Source organism: Parachryseolinea silvisoli, from assembly GCF_021190955.1.
Classification (GTDB): domain Bacteria; phylum Bacteroidota; class Bacteroidia; order Cytophagales; family Cyclobacteriaceae; genus Ohtaekwangia; species Ohtaekwangia silvisoli.
This window is the reverse complement of the sequence record NZ_JAIOAO010000002.1, coordinates 1,646,274-1,664,734: the sequence shown is the minus strand read 5'-3', so window position 1 is coordinate 1,664,734 and position 18,461 is coordinate 1,646,274. Positions and strand designations below refer to the sequence as shown.

The 18,461-nt window shown below is 52.8% G+C and carries 22 protein-coding genes and 1 riboswitch; of the genes, 2 read left to right on the top strand and 20 right to left on the bottom strand.

What is annotated here, in order from left to right:
• Positions 1 to 149: 149 nt before the first annotated feature.
• The 11 genes from K7P01_RS17020 to K7P01_RS16970 form a co-directional block, all read right to left on the bottom strand.
• Positions 150 to 566 carry a Dabb family protein gene (locus tag K7P01_RS17020; RefSeq protein ID WP_267295173.1) on the bottom strand — a complete coding sequence of 139 codons (417 nt, stop codon included), beginning with the start codon at positions 564 to 566 and terminating at the stop codon, positions 150 to 152.
• Positions 567 to 635: 69 nt separating this feature from the next.
• Entirely contained in the window at positions 636 to 1,025 is a 390-nt protein-coding gene (locus K7P01_RS17015; protein ID WP_267295171.1) for a VOC family protein, read from the bottom strand.
• 10 nt (positions 1,026 to 1,035) lie between these two features.
• Positions 1,036 to 1,446, bottom strand: a complete 411-nt coding sequence (locus K7P01_RS17010) for a GNAT family N-acetyltransferase (protein ID WP_267295169.1) — start codon at positions 1,444 to 1,446, stop codon at positions 1,036 to 1,038.
• A 12-nt stretch (positions 1,447 to 1,458) separates the two neighbouring features.
• Complete coding sequence (locus K7P01_RS17005; protein WP_267295167.1) at positions 1,459 to 1,920, bottom strand: GNAT family N-acetyltransferase; 462 nt, start codon at positions 1,918 to 1,920, stop codon at positions 1,459 to 1,461.
• Positions 1,917 to 2,918 (bottom strand): zinc-binding dehydrogenase, encoded by a 1,002-nt coding sequence (locus K7P01_RS17000; protein WP_267295164.1) that lies wholly within the window; start codon positions 2,916 to 2,918, stop codon positions 1,917 to 1,919. Before K7P01_RS17000 ends, K7P01_RS17005 begins: the two co-directional genes overlap by 4 nt.
• Positions 2,919 to 3,000: 82 nt before the next feature.
• Positions 3,001 to 4,077: a branched-chain amino acid aminotransferase gene (locus K7P01_RS16995; RefSeq protein ID WP_267295162.1), complete on the bottom strand. Its 1,077-nt coding sequence runs from the start codon at positions 4,075 to 4,077 to the stop codon at positions 3,001 to 3,003.
• A 55-nt stretch (positions 4,078 to 4,132) separates the two neighbouring features.
• A complete protein-coding gene (locus tag K7P01_RS16990) occupies positions 4,133 to 5,539 on the bottom strand; it encodes a pyridoxal phosphate-dependent decarboxylase family protein (RefSeq protein ID WP_267295160.1) in 1,407 nt (468 codons plus the stop codon).
• A gap of 21 nt (positions 5,540 to 5,560) precedes the next feature.
• The gene (locus K7P01_RS16985; protein WP_267295158.1) at positions 5,561 to 6,136 is read right to left on the bottom strand and encodes a DJ-1/PfpI family protein; all 576 of its coding nucleotides are present in this window, start codon (positions 6,134 to 6,136) and stop codon (positions 5,561 to 5,563) included.
• Positions 6,137 to 6,240: 104 nt separating this feature from the next.
• Positions 6,241 to 6,738: a GNAT family N-acetyltransferase gene (locus tag K7P01_RS16980; RefSeq protein WP_267295157.1), complete on the bottom strand. Its 498-nt coding sequence runs from the start codon at positions 6,736 to 6,738 to the stop codon at positions 6,241 to 6,243.
• A gap of 35 nt (positions 6,739 to 6,773) precedes the next feature.
• Complete coding sequence (locus K7P01_RS16975) at positions 6,774 to 7,295, bottom strand: GNAT family N-acetyltransferase (protein ID WP_267295155.1); 522 nt, start codon at positions 7,293 to 7,295, stop codon at positions 6,774 to 6,776.
• A gap of 21 nt (positions 7,296 to 7,316) precedes the next feature.
• A complete protein-coding gene (locus K7P01_RS16970; RefSeq protein WP_267295153.1) occupies positions 7,317 to 8,237 on the bottom strand; it encodes a DMT family transporter in 921 nt (306 codons plus the stop codon).
• A 310-nt stretch (positions 8,238 to 8,547) separates the two neighbouring features.
• Here K7P01_RS16970 and K7P01_RS16965 point away from each other — a divergent pair, with 310 nt between their 5' ends.
• Positions 8,548 to 9,597: a glycosyltransferase family 9 protein gene (locus K7P01_RS16965; protein WP_267295151.1), complete on the top strand. Its 1,050-nt coding sequence runs from the start codon at positions 8,548 to 8,550 to the stop codon at positions 9,595 to 9,597.
• A 207-nt stretch (positions 9,598 to 9,804) separates the two neighbouring features.
• On the top strand, positions 9,805 to 10,665 hold the full coding sequence (locus K7P01_RS16960) for a lipopolysaccharide kinase InaA family protein (protein ID WP_267295149.1): 861 nt from the start codon (positions 9,805 to 9,807) through the stop codon (positions 10,663 to 10,665).
• A gap of 190 nt (positions 10,666 to 10,855) precedes the next feature.
• On the opposite strand, the gene thiH is transcribed toward K7P01_RS16960, so the two are convergent.
• The 9 genes from thiH to K7P01_RS16915 all read right to left on the bottom strand — a co-directional run bounded on the left by thiH (position 10,856) and on the right by K7P01_RS16915 (position 18,246).
• Positions 10,856 to 11,986 carry a 2-iminoacetate synthase ThiH gene (gene thiH, locus K7P01_RS16955; protein ID WP_267295147.1) on the bottom strand — a complete coding sequence of 377 codons (1,131 nt, stop codon included), beginning with the start codon at positions 11,984 to 11,986 and terminating at the stop codon, positions 10,856 to 10,858.
• Between the two features lie 2 nt (positions 11,987 to 11,988).
• Positions 11,989 to 12,759, bottom strand: a complete 771-nt coding sequence (locus K7P01_RS16950) for a thiazole synthase (RefSeq protein WP_267295145.1) — start codon at positions 12,757 to 12,759, stop codon at positions 11,989 to 11,991.
• Positions 12,734 to 13,378, bottom strand: coding sequence for a thiamine phosphate synthase (locus tag K7P01_RS16945; RefSeq protein ID WP_267295143.1), 645 nt, complete (start codon positions 13,376 to 13,378; stop codon positions 12,734 to 12,736). Before K7P01_RS16945 ends, K7P01_RS16950 begins: the two co-directional genes overlap by 26 nt.
• Complete coding sequence (locus K7P01_RS16940) at positions 13,371 to 14,123, bottom strand: hydroxymethylpyrimidine/phosphomethylpyrimidine kinase (protein WP_267295141.1); 753 nt, start codon at positions 14,121 to 14,123, stop codon at positions 13,371 to 13,373. The genes K7P01_RS16945 and K7P01_RS16940 overlap by 8 nt, the downstream gene beginning before the upstream one ends.
• Complete coding sequence (locus K7P01_RS16935; RefSeq protein WP_267295139.1) at positions 14,099 to 14,704, bottom strand: thiamine phosphate synthase; 606 nt, start codon at positions 14,702 to 14,704, stop codon at positions 14,099 to 14,101. The genes K7P01_RS16940 and K7P01_RS16935 overlap by 25 nt, the downstream gene beginning before the upstream one ends.
• A gap of 5 nt (positions 14,705 to 14,709) precedes the next feature.
• Positions 14,710 to 16,524 carry a phosphomethylpyrimidine synthase ThiC gene (gene thiC, locus K7P01_RS16930; protein WP_267295137.1) on the bottom strand — a complete coding sequence of 605 codons (1,815 nt, stop codon included), beginning with the start codon at positions 16,522 to 16,524 and terminating at the stop codon, positions 14,710 to 14,712.
• Positions 16,525 to 16,526: 2 nt separating this feature from the next.
• The gene (gene thiS, locus K7P01_RS16925; protein WP_267295135.1) at positions 16,527 to 16,730 is read right to left on the bottom strand and encodes a sulfur carrier protein ThiS; all 204 of its coding nucleotides are present in this window, start codon (positions 16,728 to 16,730) and stop codon (positions 16,527 to 16,529) included.
• Positions 16,731 to 16,806: 76 nt separating this feature from the next.
• Positions 16,807 to 16,896: riboswitch (TPP riboswitch) on the bottom strand.
• A 190-nt stretch (positions 16,897 to 17,086) separates the two neighbouring features.
• Entirely contained in the window at positions 17,087 to 17,503 is a 417-nt protein-coding gene (locus K7P01_RS16920; protein ID WP_267295133.1) for a hypothetical protein, read from the bottom strand.
• The gene (locus tag K7P01_RS16915) at positions 17,503 to 18,246 is read right to left on the bottom strand and encodes a hypothetical protein (protein WP_267295132.1); all 744 of its coding nucleotides are present in this window, start codon (positions 18,244 to 18,246) and stop codon (positions 17,503 to 17,505) included. Before K7P01_RS16915 ends, K7P01_RS16920 begins: the two co-directional genes overlap by 1 nt.
• Positions 18,247 to 18,461: the final 215 nt, after the last annotated feature.

The following is an 18,461-nucleotide window of genomic DNA, read 5'->3' as shown; positions in this document are numbered from 1 at the left end:
ATTGCCCGGGGTTTTGTTTTTATCCAATATTCAATATCGAGTCGTAGTGTTCCTGCATTGCTGGCGCAAGTTTTAGCACCAAGCGTTAGCGTAGGTGCGGAACTTGTGCCCGAGCCTGTCGGCAGTCTCCAGACTGCCGAGGTGCATTTCTATTCTACATCAATCGAGTCGTACACTACAACCTTTTCCCACAGGTGCGAATACTCCTTTACAAACTTCTCATGAATAGGGTGTACCTGGTATACATTCTGTCCCTCTACATCATCAAACAAGATCAACTCTGATGCGCTATAGCTGGCGTCTACCACCGGGCGTAGCTCCGTGCTGGCGGGTACGCCGATGTGCAGGCTACGCACGGTTTCGATCTTGCGCAGGGTGCGCAGGCCTTCGAGCAGTTTGTTGAGGTCCTCTTTTGAGTCGCGGTTCTTCAGCCAGAAGAACACGTGATGTGCCAATTGCTTTTTATCTTTTGCTGTTTCCATAGTTGTAAGTGACATGCCTGTGGCTACGCCGGCCGTCAGGACGGCGGCGCTGGCGATGAAGGTTCTGCGGGTTTGCTTTTTCATAGGTATACGTGTATCGGTTACATGGACAAGGTACAACATAACCGCCAACGGCGGAAGTCCCGGCCGTTACTATTCGGTGATTTCAATCCGGTTGCCGTCGGGATCCAGCACCACGCTTTCATAGTACCCATCCCCCGTTGTACGCGGCTCGCCCACCACCTCATATCCATCGCCACGCAGCAACTCCGTCAGGCGGTCTACCTCTCCCTTGCTGCCCGTGGAGAGCGCAAAGTGTACCAGGCCGGTGAATTGTTTGTATACGTCATTCTCGCTGGCGGGAATGCCCGGCATCTGCATGATCTCCAGGCGACACCCTTCACCAAAGCTCAGAAAGTATGACTCAAAGTTTTTCTTTGTATTGATATACTTATCGTGCGCCCGCGCGCCAAAGTACTTTTCATAGAACGCGCGAAGCCCTTCCAGGTCGTGTGTCCATACGGCTATGTGTTCGATTGTCATGATTCAGGTGCTAGCGTGTACGGTCGATTTTAAAACAGTGCTCATACTTCACCATGCCTATCTTCGGATAATAGTCGATGGCTTTGGGAGCTGCTAATAGGATCAGCGTGGTTTCCTCGCCCGAAGCAACGTGCGTACGACGAATCAGCTCCTTGCCAATGCCCTGGTGCTGAAAGGCTTCGTCTACCGCCAGGTCGGAAAGATAACAACAGAAAGAAAAATCTGTCAGCGCGCGTGATACACCCACCAGCAGGTCGCCCTTCCAGGCTGTGACCAGTACGTTGGCGTGTTCCAGCATGCGGGCGACACGATCGGGCTCACGTACGGGCCGACGTTCGGACAGCGTCGAGCGCGTCAATACGTCGATGAATTCTTCTGTGGTGATGGGGCGGTTGTCAAAATACTGAATGTCTGCTATCATATCTGAAGGTGATTAGTCGGGTTTCTTATATACGTTGGTCCGGCGTACTTCCATGTAGCGTTCGGGATGATCGAGCGGTTGAAACCCGTACTGGCTATACAGTCCCTGTGCATCCGAAGTTACCAGCACCATGCGTCGAAAGCCCTGGAGGGGCTCTGCTTCGAATATATACTGCATTAACTGTTTGGAGAGTCCCCGGCCACGATAGGCTTCGTCTACAAACACATCACCCAAGTAACCAAAGGTGGCGTAGTCGGTCGTAAGCCGGGCAAAGCCAACCTGCTTACCGTTGTGATAAATACCAAAACAAAGCGAGTTATCAATGGACCGTTGTACGATCTCCAGCGGAATGTGTTGCGCCCAATAGGAACGTTCTGAGAGATATTGGTGTATGTACGGTACGTCGAGACGCGCGCGATCCGTACTATACACAAAGCCGTCGGCTATCAGATCAGGAAATACAAACGCACTCATGAGCCGATCTTTAATACAATCTTACCAAACTGTCCGCCCTGTTCTATGAGCTTAAATGCTTCTGGCGCCTGTGTTAGTGGGTATACTTTGTCGATCACTGGCTTGAGCTTACGGCTTTCGATAAAGTCGAGCATTGACAGAAACTCGTCGCGGGTGCCCATGGTCGTACCGTGTATGGAAAGCTGTTTCCAATACAGCAGTCGCGTGGCCACCTCCGTAATGTTACCGGCCGTGCGACCGAAGTTAACGATGCGCCCGCCCGGCAACGCCAGCTCAATAAACTTATTAAACTGATCGCCTCCGGCGCTGTCGATGATGATATCAAAACCACCGGTCTCTTTTTGTGCCTGGCCAGCCCAATCTGCTTCGGTATAGACAAATCCGCCGGCAGCACCGAGTGCTTTTGCTTTCTCGATCTTCTCGCGTGAGCTGGACGTGACATATACCCGCGCCTGATACGCTACGGCAAATTGCAGCAGCCACAACGCGGCGCCACCGCCGATGCCCGTGATCAGCACTTTCTCCTTTGCACGCAACCGTGCCTTGGAGAACAATGCACGATAGGCGGTTAACGCTGACAACGGTATGGCCGCGCACTCTTCGTTCGACAAGTGCTCGGGCTTCTCAAAAATATACTTCTTGGAGATGACCATGTATTCGGCAAAGGTGCCGTTGTCGGGAAAACCCAGGATGCGGAACTTGTCACCCTGTACGATCGGGTTCGTGCCCCACTCCAGCGAGGGGTTGATCACCACTTCCATGCCTACCAGAAACGGATCGGCGTCTTCCCCTACATCCTCCACCACGCCACAGCCGTCGGAGCCGAGAATCACGCCGTCGGGGAAAGTCTGTTCCTGCTCTTGCATCACCCACAGGTCGCGGTGGTTGAGGGCAGCGGCGTATAGCCGGATGAGTACCTGGTCTTTGACTGGCCTGGGCTTCTTCACGTCGCCAATCACCAGGGGCTGGTCTTTGCCTTTAAACAATAGGGCTTTCATATAGTATCAAAAAAAATCACTACCTGATCGGCCGGGTTGCAGCCGGTCAGGTAGTGATACGTTGTTATACTGTAAAAAGTTTTTAGCGTACCGGGATGATGTAGTTCCACTGGTGAACGTCCGCCTCAATACCCATGCGGATATTGTTGAGCTTCTCTTTCACACGCAGCTGGAAGCTGTTGGCGCCTGCCTCGGGGATTGCCAGGTCCTGACCTTTGATGTTGATCAGGGCGATAGGCGCTACCACGGCTGCTGTACCGGTACCAAAGGCTTCGGTCACGGCACCACTCTTCAGTCCGGCTTCGATCTCGTCTATGCTTACGCGGCGCTCTTCGATCTTCATGCCCATGTCTTTGGCCAGGGTCAGGATGGTATCACGGGTGATGCCGTCCAGGATGGCCGTGGTCAGCTTGGGTGTTACGAGTGTGCCATTGATGACGAACATCACGTTCATCATGCCTACCTCGTCAATGTATTGGTGGTCTTTGTGGTCTGTCCAGAGGATTTGATCAAAGCCTTCCTCGCGGGCGATCTGTGTCGGGTAGAAAGCACCGCCGTAGTTACCGGCGCATTTAGCAAACCCGGTACCACCTTCGGCGGTACGCACGTAGTGGTTCTCTACTTTCAGGCGATAGGGCTTGGCCTGGTAGGCGGCCACGGGGCTGTTGATGATGATAAATTTAAAGTGATCGGCAACTTTCACACCCAGGCGTGCTTCGTACGCAAACATAAAGGGACGGATGTAGAACGACGAGCCTTCGCTGGTCGGGATCCAATCTTTGTCGAGCTCGATCAATGCGTGCAGCGACTGTACAAACATTTCTTCCGGTACTTCCGGCATACACATGCGATTCAGCGAACGGTTAAACCGCTGTGCGTGACGTGTCGGGCGGAAGATGTTGATATTCTTGTCGCTGGTCCAAAACGCCTTCATTCCTTCAAAGACCGCCTGGCCGTAGTGCAGGGAAAGCATGGCAGGACTCATGAGCATATCGCCGTACGGCACAATCGTAGGCTCATGCCACTTGCCGTCTTTGAAATCGGCTACGATCATGTGGTCTGCAATGTATTTTCCAAATTCCAGGTTGTTGAAATCAACTTCTTTGATTCTCGATTTCGAAACGCGCTGCACAGGAATAGAAGTCGTCAAGGTCGTCATAGTTCTATGGGTTATGAGGTGGAAATTTCTAAATTATCTGCCTAATAAGCATGGATTATACGGATATTTTTAGTGCCTGCGCGCGATACACGGCCTGCAGCACTTCAAAAGCGAGTTTTCCGTCGGCCTCACCGGTCTGCCAGTTGGAGATCGCCGCACGAATGGCCGGCGTCCCTTTATAGACCGTAGGCGTAAAGAAAACACGTCCGTCGTCGCGAACGGCATCGAGAAACGTGCGAATCTCCTCCAGCGTGGTGGAGTGGCGGAACGAGAAACATACGATGTTCATCCGCACCGGCGCCAGCAGGCGAAACTCTTCCGAGCGCTCCAGCCGTTCACCCAGCCCATGCGCCACCGCACAGTTGCGCTCGACAATTTCACGATAACCGTTGCGTCCATACGCCAGCAACGTAAACCACGATGGCAGGGCACGAAACCGCCTGGAATTTTCCGGTGTCACGTGCATGGAATCGGGCATCAGCGCCGGGTCGCCGAGGTAAGCAGCCTGGTTCTGAAACACTTTTACCTGAATACTTTTGTGACGCGTAAACTGCATCGCCGCATCGTATGGTACATTCAGCCATTTGTGCGCATCAATCGTTACACTATCGGCCAGATTAATGCCGCGCATCAGGTGTTGATGTTGCGGCGAGCAGGCGGCAAAGCCCCCAAACGCAGCGTCGACGTGTAGCCAGAAATTATATTTCTGTTTCAAAGCGCCGATCGCCTCCAGGTCGTCAAAGTCTACCGTGTTGACCGTGCCGGCATTGGCCACCACCACTACGGGCCCTGGCTCATGCGCCAGCGCTGCTTCCAACGCCTGCAAGTCAATCGCCTCCCGGCCGGGCAGTGTTTCAACGTTCACCCACGACTTGCGGCCCATGCCCAGCATGGAGAGACTTTTCAAAATGCTCGAGTGCGGTGTCGCACTGAGCACCCGCATGGGCGCCATACCGTAAAGACCATCCTCACTCAGGTTTATACCTTGTTGCTCACCGATCCACTGCCGTGCGGAAGCCAGGCTGACAAAGTTGGACATCGTCGCGCCTGTTACGAATGTGCCGCTATAGGCTGTATCCAGACCGAAGAGCTGCTTGAGGAAGTGTAGCGTCTGGCGTTCCAGGAAATGGGCCACCGAGTCGGTGCTGCCCGACATCACCTGGTCGTATACACTCACCAGCCAATCGCCGGCCAGTGACGCCGGGGTCGAGCCGCCTGTAACAAAACCAAAGTAGCGTGGACCGGCGCTGTTGGCCATGCGCGGCGCATAGCGTTCGCGGAATTGCACCAGCACATCCAATGCCCCCCACCCTTCGGCGGGTAAATCGGCAAAGTCGTCGTCGGGCACATAGCGCGACGGTGGCGCCAGCTCGGTCGGGTGAAAATGTTCGTCGGCCAGTTTCCCTACCTGTTGCAAGATGGCGCTGATGGCTTCTTTATCGCTTCGTAATACTGCATTCATACTCAACTTGTCTTACCGTACTTAATAGATACAAACCAACCCCTTTCCTACCGGTTGCACCGAGGCCAGCACTTCTTCTTTGGCAACAGCACCCACCTTTTGCTCAACGATCCAGCCAACCAAGTCAATCGCCGCCATGCACCCGGCAGCGGTAGCAATATTGCCGTGTACGACCAGGGCTTTGTCTTCTACCGTTACGCCCATTGCTTTCAATTCATCAATCGCTGTGGGATAAGTCGTAGCCGTAATGCCATCGAGTAATCCCAGCGCTGCCAGGATCAACGCGCCCGAGCACATCGAGCAGATGATCTGCCGTGACGGGTCGAGGGTTAGCCGGTTCAGGTACTGCTCATCCTTGATCAATGCGCGCACGCCTTTACCACTGGCAAAAAAGACGACGTCGGCATCAGCACATTCTTCAATCGTACCGTGTGTCTTCAGCGGTAGCCCGGTAACGGAGGTATGAATCTTTTCCGTACCCACAATTCGAACACTCCATTCGGGGTCGATAAAGCGCACGCGGTTGAATAAATCCCAGGCGAGGTAGACATCGATGTCTGTAAAATTTTCGAAGGCGACAATGGTGATTTTCTTCATAGCTAGTCTGGTTATGGTTTTATCCTGGCAATACAATTCCGCCCGAGGATTTTACATCCCCCGGTAAACTTCCGGCCGCAGCCGTCAACGTATATATCGGGGGTTTACCTATCGATACGTTTTCCGAGAATGGCCAGGCTTCGCTGCACACCGTCGAGCACGGCAACGTCCGGGAACAATCCCCACTGTGTAAAGCCTGCACCTTCAAACAAACGAATACTCGGCTCGTTGTGCGCGAAGATGAAACCCAGCAAGGTGCTGACGCCGAGTGCGCGGCACCGGGTAGTCGCTTCCTCCAGGATCTTTTTGCCATGACCTTTGCCACGCGCGGCGGGGTCGAGGTAGATGGCAATCTCCGTTGTGCCGTTGTAGGCCGGACGGCCATAGAACGATTTGATGCTGACCCAGCCCATGATCGCGCCCGCGTCATCTTCTACTATCCACAAGGGGCGGCGGTCGGGGGTGAAATCTTCAAACCACTTCACACGGCTTTCAACGGTGACCGGCTCGGTGTCGGCTGTTACCATTCTGCCCGGCACTGTCGTATTGTAGATCGCTACAATTTGCGGCAGGTCTTGCAGGGTGGCATTTCGGAACTTCATATGTATAGGTATAGGTCTGGTGGATGTTTATCGGGTCAAAGTGTCTTTTTCATAAGCCAATCTGTCTGCTCGTCGCCACCCAACACAAAGGCGTGCTCGCCGAAACGCTCGAAGCCAAATTTTTTGTAGAAGGCTTGCGCGCGCGTGTTGTGTTCCCATACGCCCAGCCATGCCGTTTTGTAGCCGGCTTTGCGCGCGTGGTGCAGGCAAGCTTGCAGTAAGATTTTTCCCACTTGCCGACCCAGGTAGTCCTGGTGTACATAAATGCGCTCGATCTCCAGCGCTACTTCAAATTGAAGGGCTTCCAGCGGCTCGCCTTTTCGTACTTTGGCATAACCTACGGCGTCTGTGCCGGTATAGGCCAGGAAAAATACTGTCCCCTCCTCCTGCCATTCCATCTCCAGCGTTGACAAGCCAAAGTTCCGCTCGCGGTACAGGGCCATATCTTCCGCGGTGTTATGTTCCCGGAATGTATCTTCAAAGGTTTTGATGGCGAGCTCACGCAGCACCGGCAATGTGCCGTGCTCCACCGTTCGGATTACAAATTCTTCTTCCATACGTATATAAAGATAGGACCTTTAATCGTGTGAAAGCTGCGCCTTCCAGGCATTGCGTAGCTGATACCCGCGGTTCACAATGTAGATGCCGGCAATGGTTAATAAAATGGCACCTCCCATGCGCATATTGAGCTTTTCATCCAGCACCAGCCAGCCCAACACCACGGCCACCAGGGGATTCACGTAGGCATAGAGCGATACGATTGTTACGGGCAGTTTACGCAAAGCATACGAGTAGCAGGTATACGCGATCACGGATCCGAACACAATCAGGTATGCCAGGGGCAACATGGTCTTGGTCGTCCACGGTATGGCATGCAGGTCGTCAAAGAGCAACGAGAACGGAATCAACCACAGTCCCCCGAAGAGCATTTGCAGACCCGCGTTCAAAAAAGGATTGCTGTCAGCGCTATTTTTCTTCATCCAGATCATACCCGTCGCCCAGGAGAACACGGCGGTCAGCGTCATGCCAATACCCATGACGTATTTGGGCTGCGCAAAGTCACTGAGGTGTTCACTAAAGATCAACCCAATGCCCACAGCACCCAGGGCTACACCGAGCATGATCGGCACCGTGGGACGCTCGTCTTTCTGGATCGCCAGGTTTAACAGGATTACCACCACCGGCATAAAGGAACAGATGACGGCCGCGATGCCACTGGGGATGTGCACTTCCGCCCACGCCACAAAGCCGTTGCCTACGGAGATCATGAGGAACCCCGCCAACGCCTGACGAAGCACGTATCGCTTATTCGGCACCTTCGCTTTTCCAATGGTCAGCATAAAGATAACCAGGATCGACCCGGCCGTTAATTGCCGGATAATGGTGAACAGGAATGGCGGGAAATCCACAACCGCCATCCGCATGGCCAAAAAGGTAGTCCCCCAGATGATGCAGATCGCCACAAGGGCCAGGTACGCAAACAGTAAATCTCTTTTCAAAGCGTTGCAATTAGATACGTGTAAAGAATGATCAAAACTTGCTTTTAATACGTAGAAAAAACAGTTTCAGTTTTCAGTATTTTAACCATATCAGTTTGACCTGCCGGTTGTCGGTAAATGGGCTTGCATCTCCTGCCACGGGTTACGATGACCTAGACTCAAGCTAGTGATAAGCATGACTTATGCTAGTGATAAGCTAGTCCTAAAGGGAATAGGATACGTCGCGGTTACGGCTATTGCCGTTGATAAAATAAGCATGCTTCAAAAACGTTTATGTCAGCATGGTGTCTACATTTCGCTTTTTATTTTCATGAGTGTCTCTAAAAGAATAAACTCCTTCCGGAGAAATCTGATGCGCGGTCTTACCCGGGGCATCGGTCAGTCCAATCACCTTCCCGCCGGGACACCCGGTCAATCCATCGTCATCCAACGGGTGCTTATCTGCCGTCCTAACCACCGTCTCGGCAACCTCTTGCTGATCACGCCCCTGATACAAGAAGTGACGGCAACCTTTCCCGGCTGCCGGATCGACTTGCTCGTAAAGGGAGGCGTGGCCCCCACGATCTTTCAGGGCTATGAGAATATAGAGAGGATCATATCCCTGCCAAAGAAGCCGTTCAAGGAGCTGCTTCGCTACCTGCGCGTCTGGATCTCTTTAAAACGTACCCGGTATGACCTGGTGATCAACGTTGTGAAGGGCTCGTCATCGGGAAGATTGGCGACCAAATTTTCAAACGCTGCCTATAAGATCTTTGGTGATGAAACGACTATCGACCCGGCGCTGACGGGTCACCAACACATCGCCCGGTATCCGGTATACCAACTTCGGAACCACCTTTCGGCCTGGGGTATACCTACGCGCCCGGGGGATGCTCCGTCCCTGGATCTCCGACTGAGCGCGGCCGAACAGGCCGACGGGGAAACGCAGTTGCACCAGCTCACGGGCAACGACCGGAAGACCATCAGCTTATATACCTACGCCACGGGCGACAAATGTTATTCATCTGACTGGTGGACAACCTTCTACGACCGGCTAAAAACAGAATTTCCCCACTACAACATCATCGAGGTCCTACCCATTGAAAATATCTCGATGCTTTCCTTCCGGGCGCCCACGTTCTATAGTAAAGACATCCGCGCCATTGCTGCGTTTATCGCAGCTACTTCCATTTTCGTCGGTGCCGACAGCGGCATCATGCACCTGGCCACGGCATCCCATGCTCCTACCGTTGGGTTATTCTCCATTACCGATCCCGAAGCGTATCAGCCGTACGGGCACAACAGCCTCGGCATTGACACCCGGCATGCCGACCTCGGAGAATGCATGCGCATCATACGCGGTATTTTGGAACAAGCATGAGTCTCGCCACGCTGCGTTAGTAGATCAATTGTTTCCCTTCGTCGCTTTTTTGTCCGGGTATGGTTATTTCGGGAACCTTGTCGGCAATGTTTTGCTTTTTATTGACGTTGGCTATATAGATACGTCGTATCATACCCCCCGAAATCGTTTGCTCTAAAAGAGTATACAATATTTCATGGGGTCTATTCGACGATACCCTTAACACCCATGAAGAGAATTATTACAAACCCTGCGTATTCCTTTCTACAGGAATATATCGAGAATATTCCCCAGACCTTTGGGAATCGGGGAATTGTGCTGCACGCGAAGCGGAATATTATTAGGGAGGATACGGTGCAAGGTGTTCGCCTGGTGATTAAATCTTTTAAACGCATTTACCTGCCCAACCGCATCCGGTATACCTATTTCGCTTCTTCGAAAGCACAACGTGCTTTCGACAACGCCCACATTCTCACGAGATTGGGCTTTACCACGCCGCGTCCCATCGCCTACATTGAAATCACCCGCGATGGGCTGATCACGGAGATGTATTTTGTTTCGGAATACACGGATTTTGTCGCATTGGATGCCATACGTCAAACATCGTTGGAAGACGCCAGGCCTCTGCTGCTGCAATTGGCCCGGCATACCTATAAGCTGCACCAAACCGGTGTCTATCATATTGATTACAACCTTGAAAATATACTCTTCCGGGAACATGATGGTCAATATGAGCTGTCGCTGATTGATAACAATCGTATGAAATTTGGGTTGATCCGCTTTGAGGATGGAATTCGGAATTTTGAGCGGCTTGGGCTTTCCGCGGAACATCTGACGCTGATTGGTCAGGAGTATGCACGGTTGTCGGATGTGCCGGAGGTTATCGCGATCGAGCGGCTGTTCTATTATAAACGTAAGCAATTGGATCGGCGACTGCGGAAGAAGGCTTTGAAGGAGATACTTGCGGGGGTGAAGAATATCCGGCAGATATCTCGTCTTGCGCGGACGTTGTCGTCGCAGTATTTAGCGGCAGTTAATTTTATGACGAGTTTTGTGTTGTTGGTTGCTTATTGGTGGAGGAAGTCTTAGGCGAGTAGTGTCTTCGCTAACGCCAGATGCATGGTGATGTGGGTTCGGTGGGCCTATAGTTGCCACGGGTTACGACGTTGCCGCAAATAGCGTCGAATAAAGATTGCTGGCTCAAGCCTGAGTTCCGTCTCGGAACAGGGACTTTGTGACTACTCCAGTCGTCAGTTTATGAACTGCCGTGGAGAAAAGTTTAACCTCCATATACAACGTCCCAATCTTTCCAAACCGGCTCGTAGCCTTGCTTCCGAATCACGGAAGCAATCTCGCCTGCGGAACGTTCATCGGAAACCTCAAATTGTTCCAGCGACTCGGGTGCTACGGCGTAGCCTCCGGGGTTTGTTTTCGAGCCTGCGCTCATGCTAGTGATGCCCAGCTTGATAATGTTGTCGCGGAACGATTCCTGCTCCCGGGTGGAGATTGATATTTCTAATGTGTCGTTTAGCAAACGATACGCGCAGATCAGTTGTACGAGCTCGCGGTCGCTCATGTAGCTATGAAACTCTTGCACCTGACTTTGGCCGGCTTTGTCCACTTCTATCGGCCGCAGTCGTGGGAAGGATACCGAGTATTTGGTTTGCCAATATGTTTTTTCCAGGTAGTGAATATGCAGCGCGGTGAAGAAGCTGTCGGTACGCCAGTCTTCCAATCCAATCAATGCGCCCACGCCGATCTTATGGATACCGGCTTTGCCTAAGCGGTCGGGCGTTTCCAGTCGGTACTGAAAGTTTGACTTTTTGCCCTTGGGATGATGGCGTTTATACTGTGCGGCGTGATAGGTTTCCTGGTATACCAATACCGTGTGGAGCCCTTCCGCGATCAACGTTTCGTAATCGGTCTGGTCCAGTGGTTGCACTTCCAGGGAGATGTGTGCAAAGTGGGGTTTTATTAATTGTATGGCATGCTGCAAATACGGTACACCGACGGTTTGATTGGCTTCGCCCGTTACGAGCAAGATGTGATCATACCCCATCGCTTTAATGGCCTGTACTTCCTGCAGGATCTCTGCATCGGTTAGTGTCTTGCGCTTGATTTGGTTGTCGAGGCTAAAGGCACAATAGGTACAGATATTCTGACACTCGTTGCTCAGGTATAGCGGCACGTACATCTGAATCGTACGACCAAAGCGTTTTAGTGTCCGCGCCTGGCTGATCCGTGCCATTGTTTCGAGGTGTGGCGCGGCAGCGGGCGATATCAGTGCTTTAAAATCTTCCAGGTCGCATCGATCCTTCTGCAAGGCGCGGCGCACGTCGGCGTCGGTCTTTGCCAGGATATCGGCCTGCACATCCTGCCAGGAGAATCGGTTGAAGTAGTCGGTAAACATCTTTACGCTTTCAGGAATGAGGTCAACGGACTACTTGCCTGCGCGTGGTCGTGTGCGGCCGCGAGACGTGCCTCAAACGCCAGTCGTCCGGCTTTTACCGCCCATGCGAAAGCTTGCGCCATCGCCTCCGGATCGTGCGAGACAGCAATGGCTGTATTGACCAGTACGGCATCGGCGCCGATCTCCATTGCCTTCGCGGCAGCGGACGGTGCGCCGATACCTGCATCTATAATGACGGGTACCCGGCTTTGCTCAATGATGATCTCTAAAAAATCAATGGTACGTAGCCCCTTGTTACTTCCGATCGGAGATCCCAATGGCATCACGGCAGCAGTACCCGCGCTTTCCAGTTGTTTGCACAGTACCGGGTCGGCGTGGATGTATGGCAGCACCACAAACCCCAGCTTGGCCAAGGCTTCCGTGGCCTTCAGGGTTTCCAACGCATCGGGTAACAGGTATTTCGGATCGGGATGTATTTCCAATTTTACCCAGTTTGTCTCCAGCGCTTCCCGCGCCAGTTGTGCTGCAAATACTGCTTCCCGGGCATTGCGCGCGCCTGAGGTATTGGGCAATAGTCCCAGTGACGCCGTGCGTAGCGGTGCCAGTAGTGCGTCCGTGTCGGTCTCCCGGTCTACGCGCTTTAGCGCGACGGTCACCAGTTCTGTACCCGATGCCCGTACGGCGCGGGCCATTTCTTCCGGAGAACCAAATTTACCGGTACCCAGAAACAACCGCGATTGAAAAGCCTTACCGGCTATGTGTAGTGGCTGCATAAAGTATTTCTTTTAGCTGATCGACTGTCTGTCTTTTATCCGCGGCATGTGTGATGGCTCCTGAGAGCGCCACGCCATATACGCCTGTCTCACGCAAGGCTGGTACATCTTCCAGCGTGATGCCGCCAATGGCATATACAGGAATGGTTATATCGCCCCGTTGCAAGGCCGTTAAAAGCGTAGCATATCCTTCCAATCCAAGCATGGGGCTAAGCTTCGCTTTTGTCGCTGTGAACCGAAAGGGTCCCAGACCGATATAATCGCAGCCTTCGGCGATGCGCTGGTGGAGGTCGTCCAATGTATTGGCGGTACCTCCGATCAGGCGTGTGCTGCCTACGATCGCACGCGCTTCCGCCACGGGCATATCTTGTAGCCCCAGGTGTACACCGTGAGCTTCTGTCTCCAACGCTATGCGCGCATGGTCGTTGACAATAAGGAAGGCTTTATACTCAGCGCACAACGTGCGAACGGTTTCCGCTACGGAACGAACAACCGCTTCTTCCTGCCCTTTGAAGCGTAGTTGGATCCAGGTACAGCCTGCATCCAGCGCGGCGTGGATATTTTGCCGCTGCTCAAGCGGCGTTGTGCCTTGCGATATGTATTGAACTCTACTAAACATGGTGATACGCGAGTAGGTTTTCGTTGCTGACTAAAATACGTTCTATATAACCCTTGGCACCGACACAAGCCTGCATCAAGGACTCCCCCCCTGCCAGGCGCGACGCCACGGCCGAAGACAGAATACATCCGGAACCGTGCTTGGGCCATACACGCTGTATGCCCGGCGGGAGCGATGTTACTGTTCCCGCTTCGTGCACGTAGTCCGTGCCGGTGTTCCCGGTCAGGTGGCCGCCCTTCAGGTATACCCGGCAGTCACTTGCCAGGCGGTGCGCGGCTTCCTGCGCATCGTCAATACCTGCCAGCTGTCTTGCCTCCGGAGCATTCGGCGTGATCAGGTAGATGTGCCGCAATACTTGCTGAAGCATTGCCGGGTCCACACGCTCCACAAACCTGAATCCTGCAGAAGCGGCCAGCACAGGGTCCCAAATAATCCGGATGCCGGGACGCTGTTTGTTAATCCACTGCACCAGGCTGTCCAGCACTGCAAAGCTCTCAACGATTCCGATCTTGACCACGGCAACTGTATACTGCGAAAACAGGGGCGCGGCCTGATCGATGATCGCCTCCAACGGCAACCAGTCTGCCCGGTAAAAAGTATCTTCCGTCTGTATCGTCAGTGCGGACACGACACCAAAGCCCAGGCACCGGTGTTGCTCACAGGTCTTTACGTCGGCCAGTAAGCCGGCACCGCCGGTGGGATCCATACCCGCTATGCTCACTACGATGGGGCGTGTGTATACCATGCTTCCTGCACTTGTTTAAAATTCTCCACGGGGTCACCCTGTTGCCAGATCGATCCCAATACGGCAATGCCGTCAAAGCCTAACGCATATACCGCCTGACAACGATGGGGCTCCATACCACCGATCGCAATCAGCTTCGCCGCCTGTGAGCCCCGCATCGGCGCACGCAACGGTGACGCAGATTGGTAGCCGGGCTTGGAGATGCTCGGGAATACCGGGCCCAGCAACGCATAGTCTATCGCGGAAGGAAGCGCTGTATATTCTTCCTGCGTATGAATCGACGTCGATAGTGTCCGGCCCGCCGCCTTCCAGCGATCAAGCTGTGCGATCGATGTCTGCTGCCGCACGACCGATGTCAAATGTATCCGCTGCATGCCCCAGGCCTCTCCTACGGTATGCTGATGGTGCCATGATAACCGGGCATAGTAGCGAGGGTCTATCCCTCGGAGCAGGTCGTTGAATACTTCCGCACCGGCTTCCGGTTTACGCATATGCAGAACCTCCAGTCCCGCCTCAAAGAGGCGGTTGAAGCATTCGGCTTCCTGTGGTACCGGCGCGGGACTTGAAACAACGACCACCATATCTGCTAGTGATATAGCTCGCTGCCTTGCAGACGAAACTCTTCCGACTTATCAAACATCCCTTGCGCCGCCGAGTCGCGAATCTCCTGCGTGATCTTCATCGAGCAGAACTTGGGCCCGCACATCGAGCAGAAGTGCGCGACTTTCGCACCGTCCGCCGGCAATGTTTCGTCATGGAACTCGCGCGCCGTATCGGGATCCAACGACAGGTTGAATTGGTCTTCCCACCGAAACTCAAACCGTGCCTTGCTCAACGCATTGTCGCGATACTGTGCTCCCGGATGTCCCTTGGCCAGGTCTGCTGCGTGCGCGGCGAGCTTGTAGGTAATGACACCGTCCTTTACGTCTTTCCTGTTCGGAAGACCGAGGTGTTCTTTGGGTGTCACATAACACAGCATGGCCGTACCGAACCAGCCAATCATGGCAGCACCGATCGCCGAGGTGATATGATCATATCCCGGCGCAATGTCTGTCGTCAACGGGCCGAGTGTATAAAACGGGGCTTCATGGCATTCGCGTAGCTGTTTTTCCATGTTCTCTTTGATGAGGTGCATGGGCACGTGGCCGGGGCCTTCGATCATCACTTGCACGTCGTGTTTCCAGGCTATCTTTGTCAGCTCACCCAGGGTTTCCAATTCGCCGAACTGTGCGGCATCATTCGCATCGGCTATAGATCCGGGCCGTAACCCGTCGCCCAGCGAGAAGGCCACGTCATACGCCTTCATGATCTCACAGATCTCTTCAAAGTGGGTATACAAGAAGTTTTCGCGGTGATGCGACAGGCACCATTTGGCCATGATACTGCCGCCACGGGAAACAATCCCGGTGACACGCTTTGCGGTCAGTGGAATATACCGCAGCAGCACCCCGGCATGGATGGTGAAATAGGACACGCCTTGTTCCGCCTGCTCGATCAATGTATCACGGAAGATCTCCCACGTCAGGTCTTCGGCTTTGCCGTTCACTTTCTCCAATGCCTGGTAGATCGGCACGGTACCAATCGGCACCGGCGAGTTGCGAATGATCCACTCCCGTGTCTCATGGATATTTTTTCCTGTCGACAGGTCCATGATAGTATCCGCGCCCCAACGGCACGCCCATACCGCCTTCTCTACTTCCTCTTCGATGGAGGAGGTTACGGCACTATTGCCAATGTTGGCATTGATCTTTACCAGGAAGTTACGCCCGATGATCATCGGCTCGCTTTCGGGGTGGTTGATGTTGTTGGGGATGATGGCGCGGCCCGCGGCAATCTCATCGCGTACAAATTCGGGCGTTATATATTTCGGCGTACGTGCACCGAAGTTATTGCCGGCATGTTGGTGGCACAATGTCTGGTCGTGACTGGCCGCGTATTGCTCCTGTATGCGTTGATTCTCCCGGATGGCGATATATTCCATCTCGGCAGTAATGATACCTTGCTTGGCATAATACATCTGTGTCACGTTCGCGCCGGCTTTTGCCCGTAGCGGTTTACGGATGTGCTCAAAACGCAGGTGCTCCAGATTGCTGTCTTCCTGCCGCACGCGGCCATAGACCGAGCTAACGCCGTCCAACGCTTCTACGTCCCCGCGGTCGTGAATCCACGACTCGCGCAGGCGCGGCAGTCCTTTGCGTATATTGATCTCTTGCTGGTCGTCGGTATAGGGACCGCCGGTGTCGTATACCGTCACGGGGGGATTTTCCACCAACTGACCGTTGTGCAGACGCGTCGGCGAAAGCACGATCTCGCGCATGGCCACCTGCACGTTGTGCAGCGTGCCGGGCACGTATACTTTTCGCGAGCCACTGATGGCCCCTGTCGAAACTGTTTTTTCCATAGCTATCCTCCTTGTGTTGCTTGAATGATGAGAATCGAATCGTGGGCTTGCAGGTAATGACGGTCATGATCTGTCCGGGCAATTACTTCCTGGTTCACAGCAACGGCAAAGCCGGTTTGTTTGTCGCCCATACGAGCCACAACAATGCTTTGAAGCGTAGCCCCTTCGGCTACTTCATACGGTTGATCATTGATGGTGATTTTCATGTCGCATTCCTGAATAGCGTATTGCTTTAGGAATGACGATAAGCGCGCTCGAACAATAACAGACTAAAAATGCACGCGGTCAATCTTTACTTTTCCCTTCGGCAGTACTAGCTGCATCAGGTTCGTAGGGTATTATCTCAGCACTATGGCACCCCTAAAGCGTAACAAAGGTTAGGAGTTTATTTGAGATTGCCAAAAAGAATCTGATGGACGGCCGCGAAGCAAAACCCCTAAAACGCTGACTCATAATTACATAAAACACTCATAATACTCCGATTTTATACATCGGCACAGCCCGCTATCACGCTAAAAAGTAAAAATCCGGAGTCCTCTGGACACCGGATTTTGTCGTTTACTTAACCGCCGCGCTTCCGATTTTCGCGCATCTTCTGCCTTCGTTCCTGTTTCTTCTCGGTATACTTTGTAAACTGCTCGGGTGTCAGCACGGCTTTCAGTTCCTCATCTTTTGCTTTATCAGTCTCGCGTGCTTCCTTAAACTTACTCCGACGGTCGCCTTCTTCGCCCTTGATGTCGTCCATCTGGTCCGCATACTTTACGTTGATGGCATGTACCTTCGGCTCTTGCTCTGCCGTGAGCGTCAACTCCTTCTTCATCCAGTCTGTCCACTTCTGCGCCCGCTCTTCGGCTGTGAGGGGTGTCCGTTCTGCTGTTTGCGCTGTGGCTTGCTGCCCGAAACTAGCAGCGATTAATACCACCAGTAACATTAAAATCTTCATCACTTTCATTTCATTATAGTTTATACTCGTTATCATTATGCGGCTGTTACACTGCCTGTGGCCAGGTTAACTAAATATTTAATTCCCTTTACTGTCAGCTCGGCCATGTGGTTGCCATTGAAAACAATGGTCCCCGTGTAGGTAAATGAGCCCTTGCCGGTCACTGTGCCTGTAATTGTTGCCGACGCGCTGCCGCTAAGGATCTCGTGTGCCTCTTTGTCTACTACTACATCGTCGAGTGTGATCTCTACGCTGCTTGACGTTGTGTTCCGATTCCGGATTTTTGATTGGGAAGAGCCGTTCCACTGATAGTCGGCATCGATGCTATAGGTAGCCGACGTATTTTCAAGTTTAGTGATGGTGATATCTGCCGACCCTTCGTGTGCCGATGAAATGCGTGGGCCATCAAATTCGCCGTTGTATGTTACATTTACTTCCATGCTTTTGGGAGCATCATTTTCGCAGCTCAGCAAATAGTGGTATGTATATACAAATTCATACGTTACGGACGCATTCGAGGGATTTGTTCGCGTAAATGTCTGTTCGTATTCATAACCACAGGAAGTTGTGCGGCCCCCGTTGTATACGTCCATTACGCCGTCGGTAACGGTCGCCGACTCGTCTGCCACCGCCGCAAAGCCCGAAGAGCTTTCTGCCAAAGAAGATGCTATCATCTCCGCTGCTTCATCGTTTGAAACTGCCTCTTTTTCATCGTCATCTTTACATGCACCGGCTGCCAGTACTAAACATGCTAAAAACGTCGCTTTCAAAGTTTTCATAGTTACTTGTATTTAAGGAATAATGGTAAATGGTTTTCGTTTTTGTGATTTCCGTAGCTTAGAAACCCTCCACTGGAAAAGGTTTAACGCACCCGGAATTTTTTTTAAAACATTTAATATCCTACCCGCAAACCCAGAAAGCGCATCCGTAAATCATACATTTCTTCCCTCCCGGTAGTCACTATCTTGGTCCCGACACTAAATACCAGGGCTTG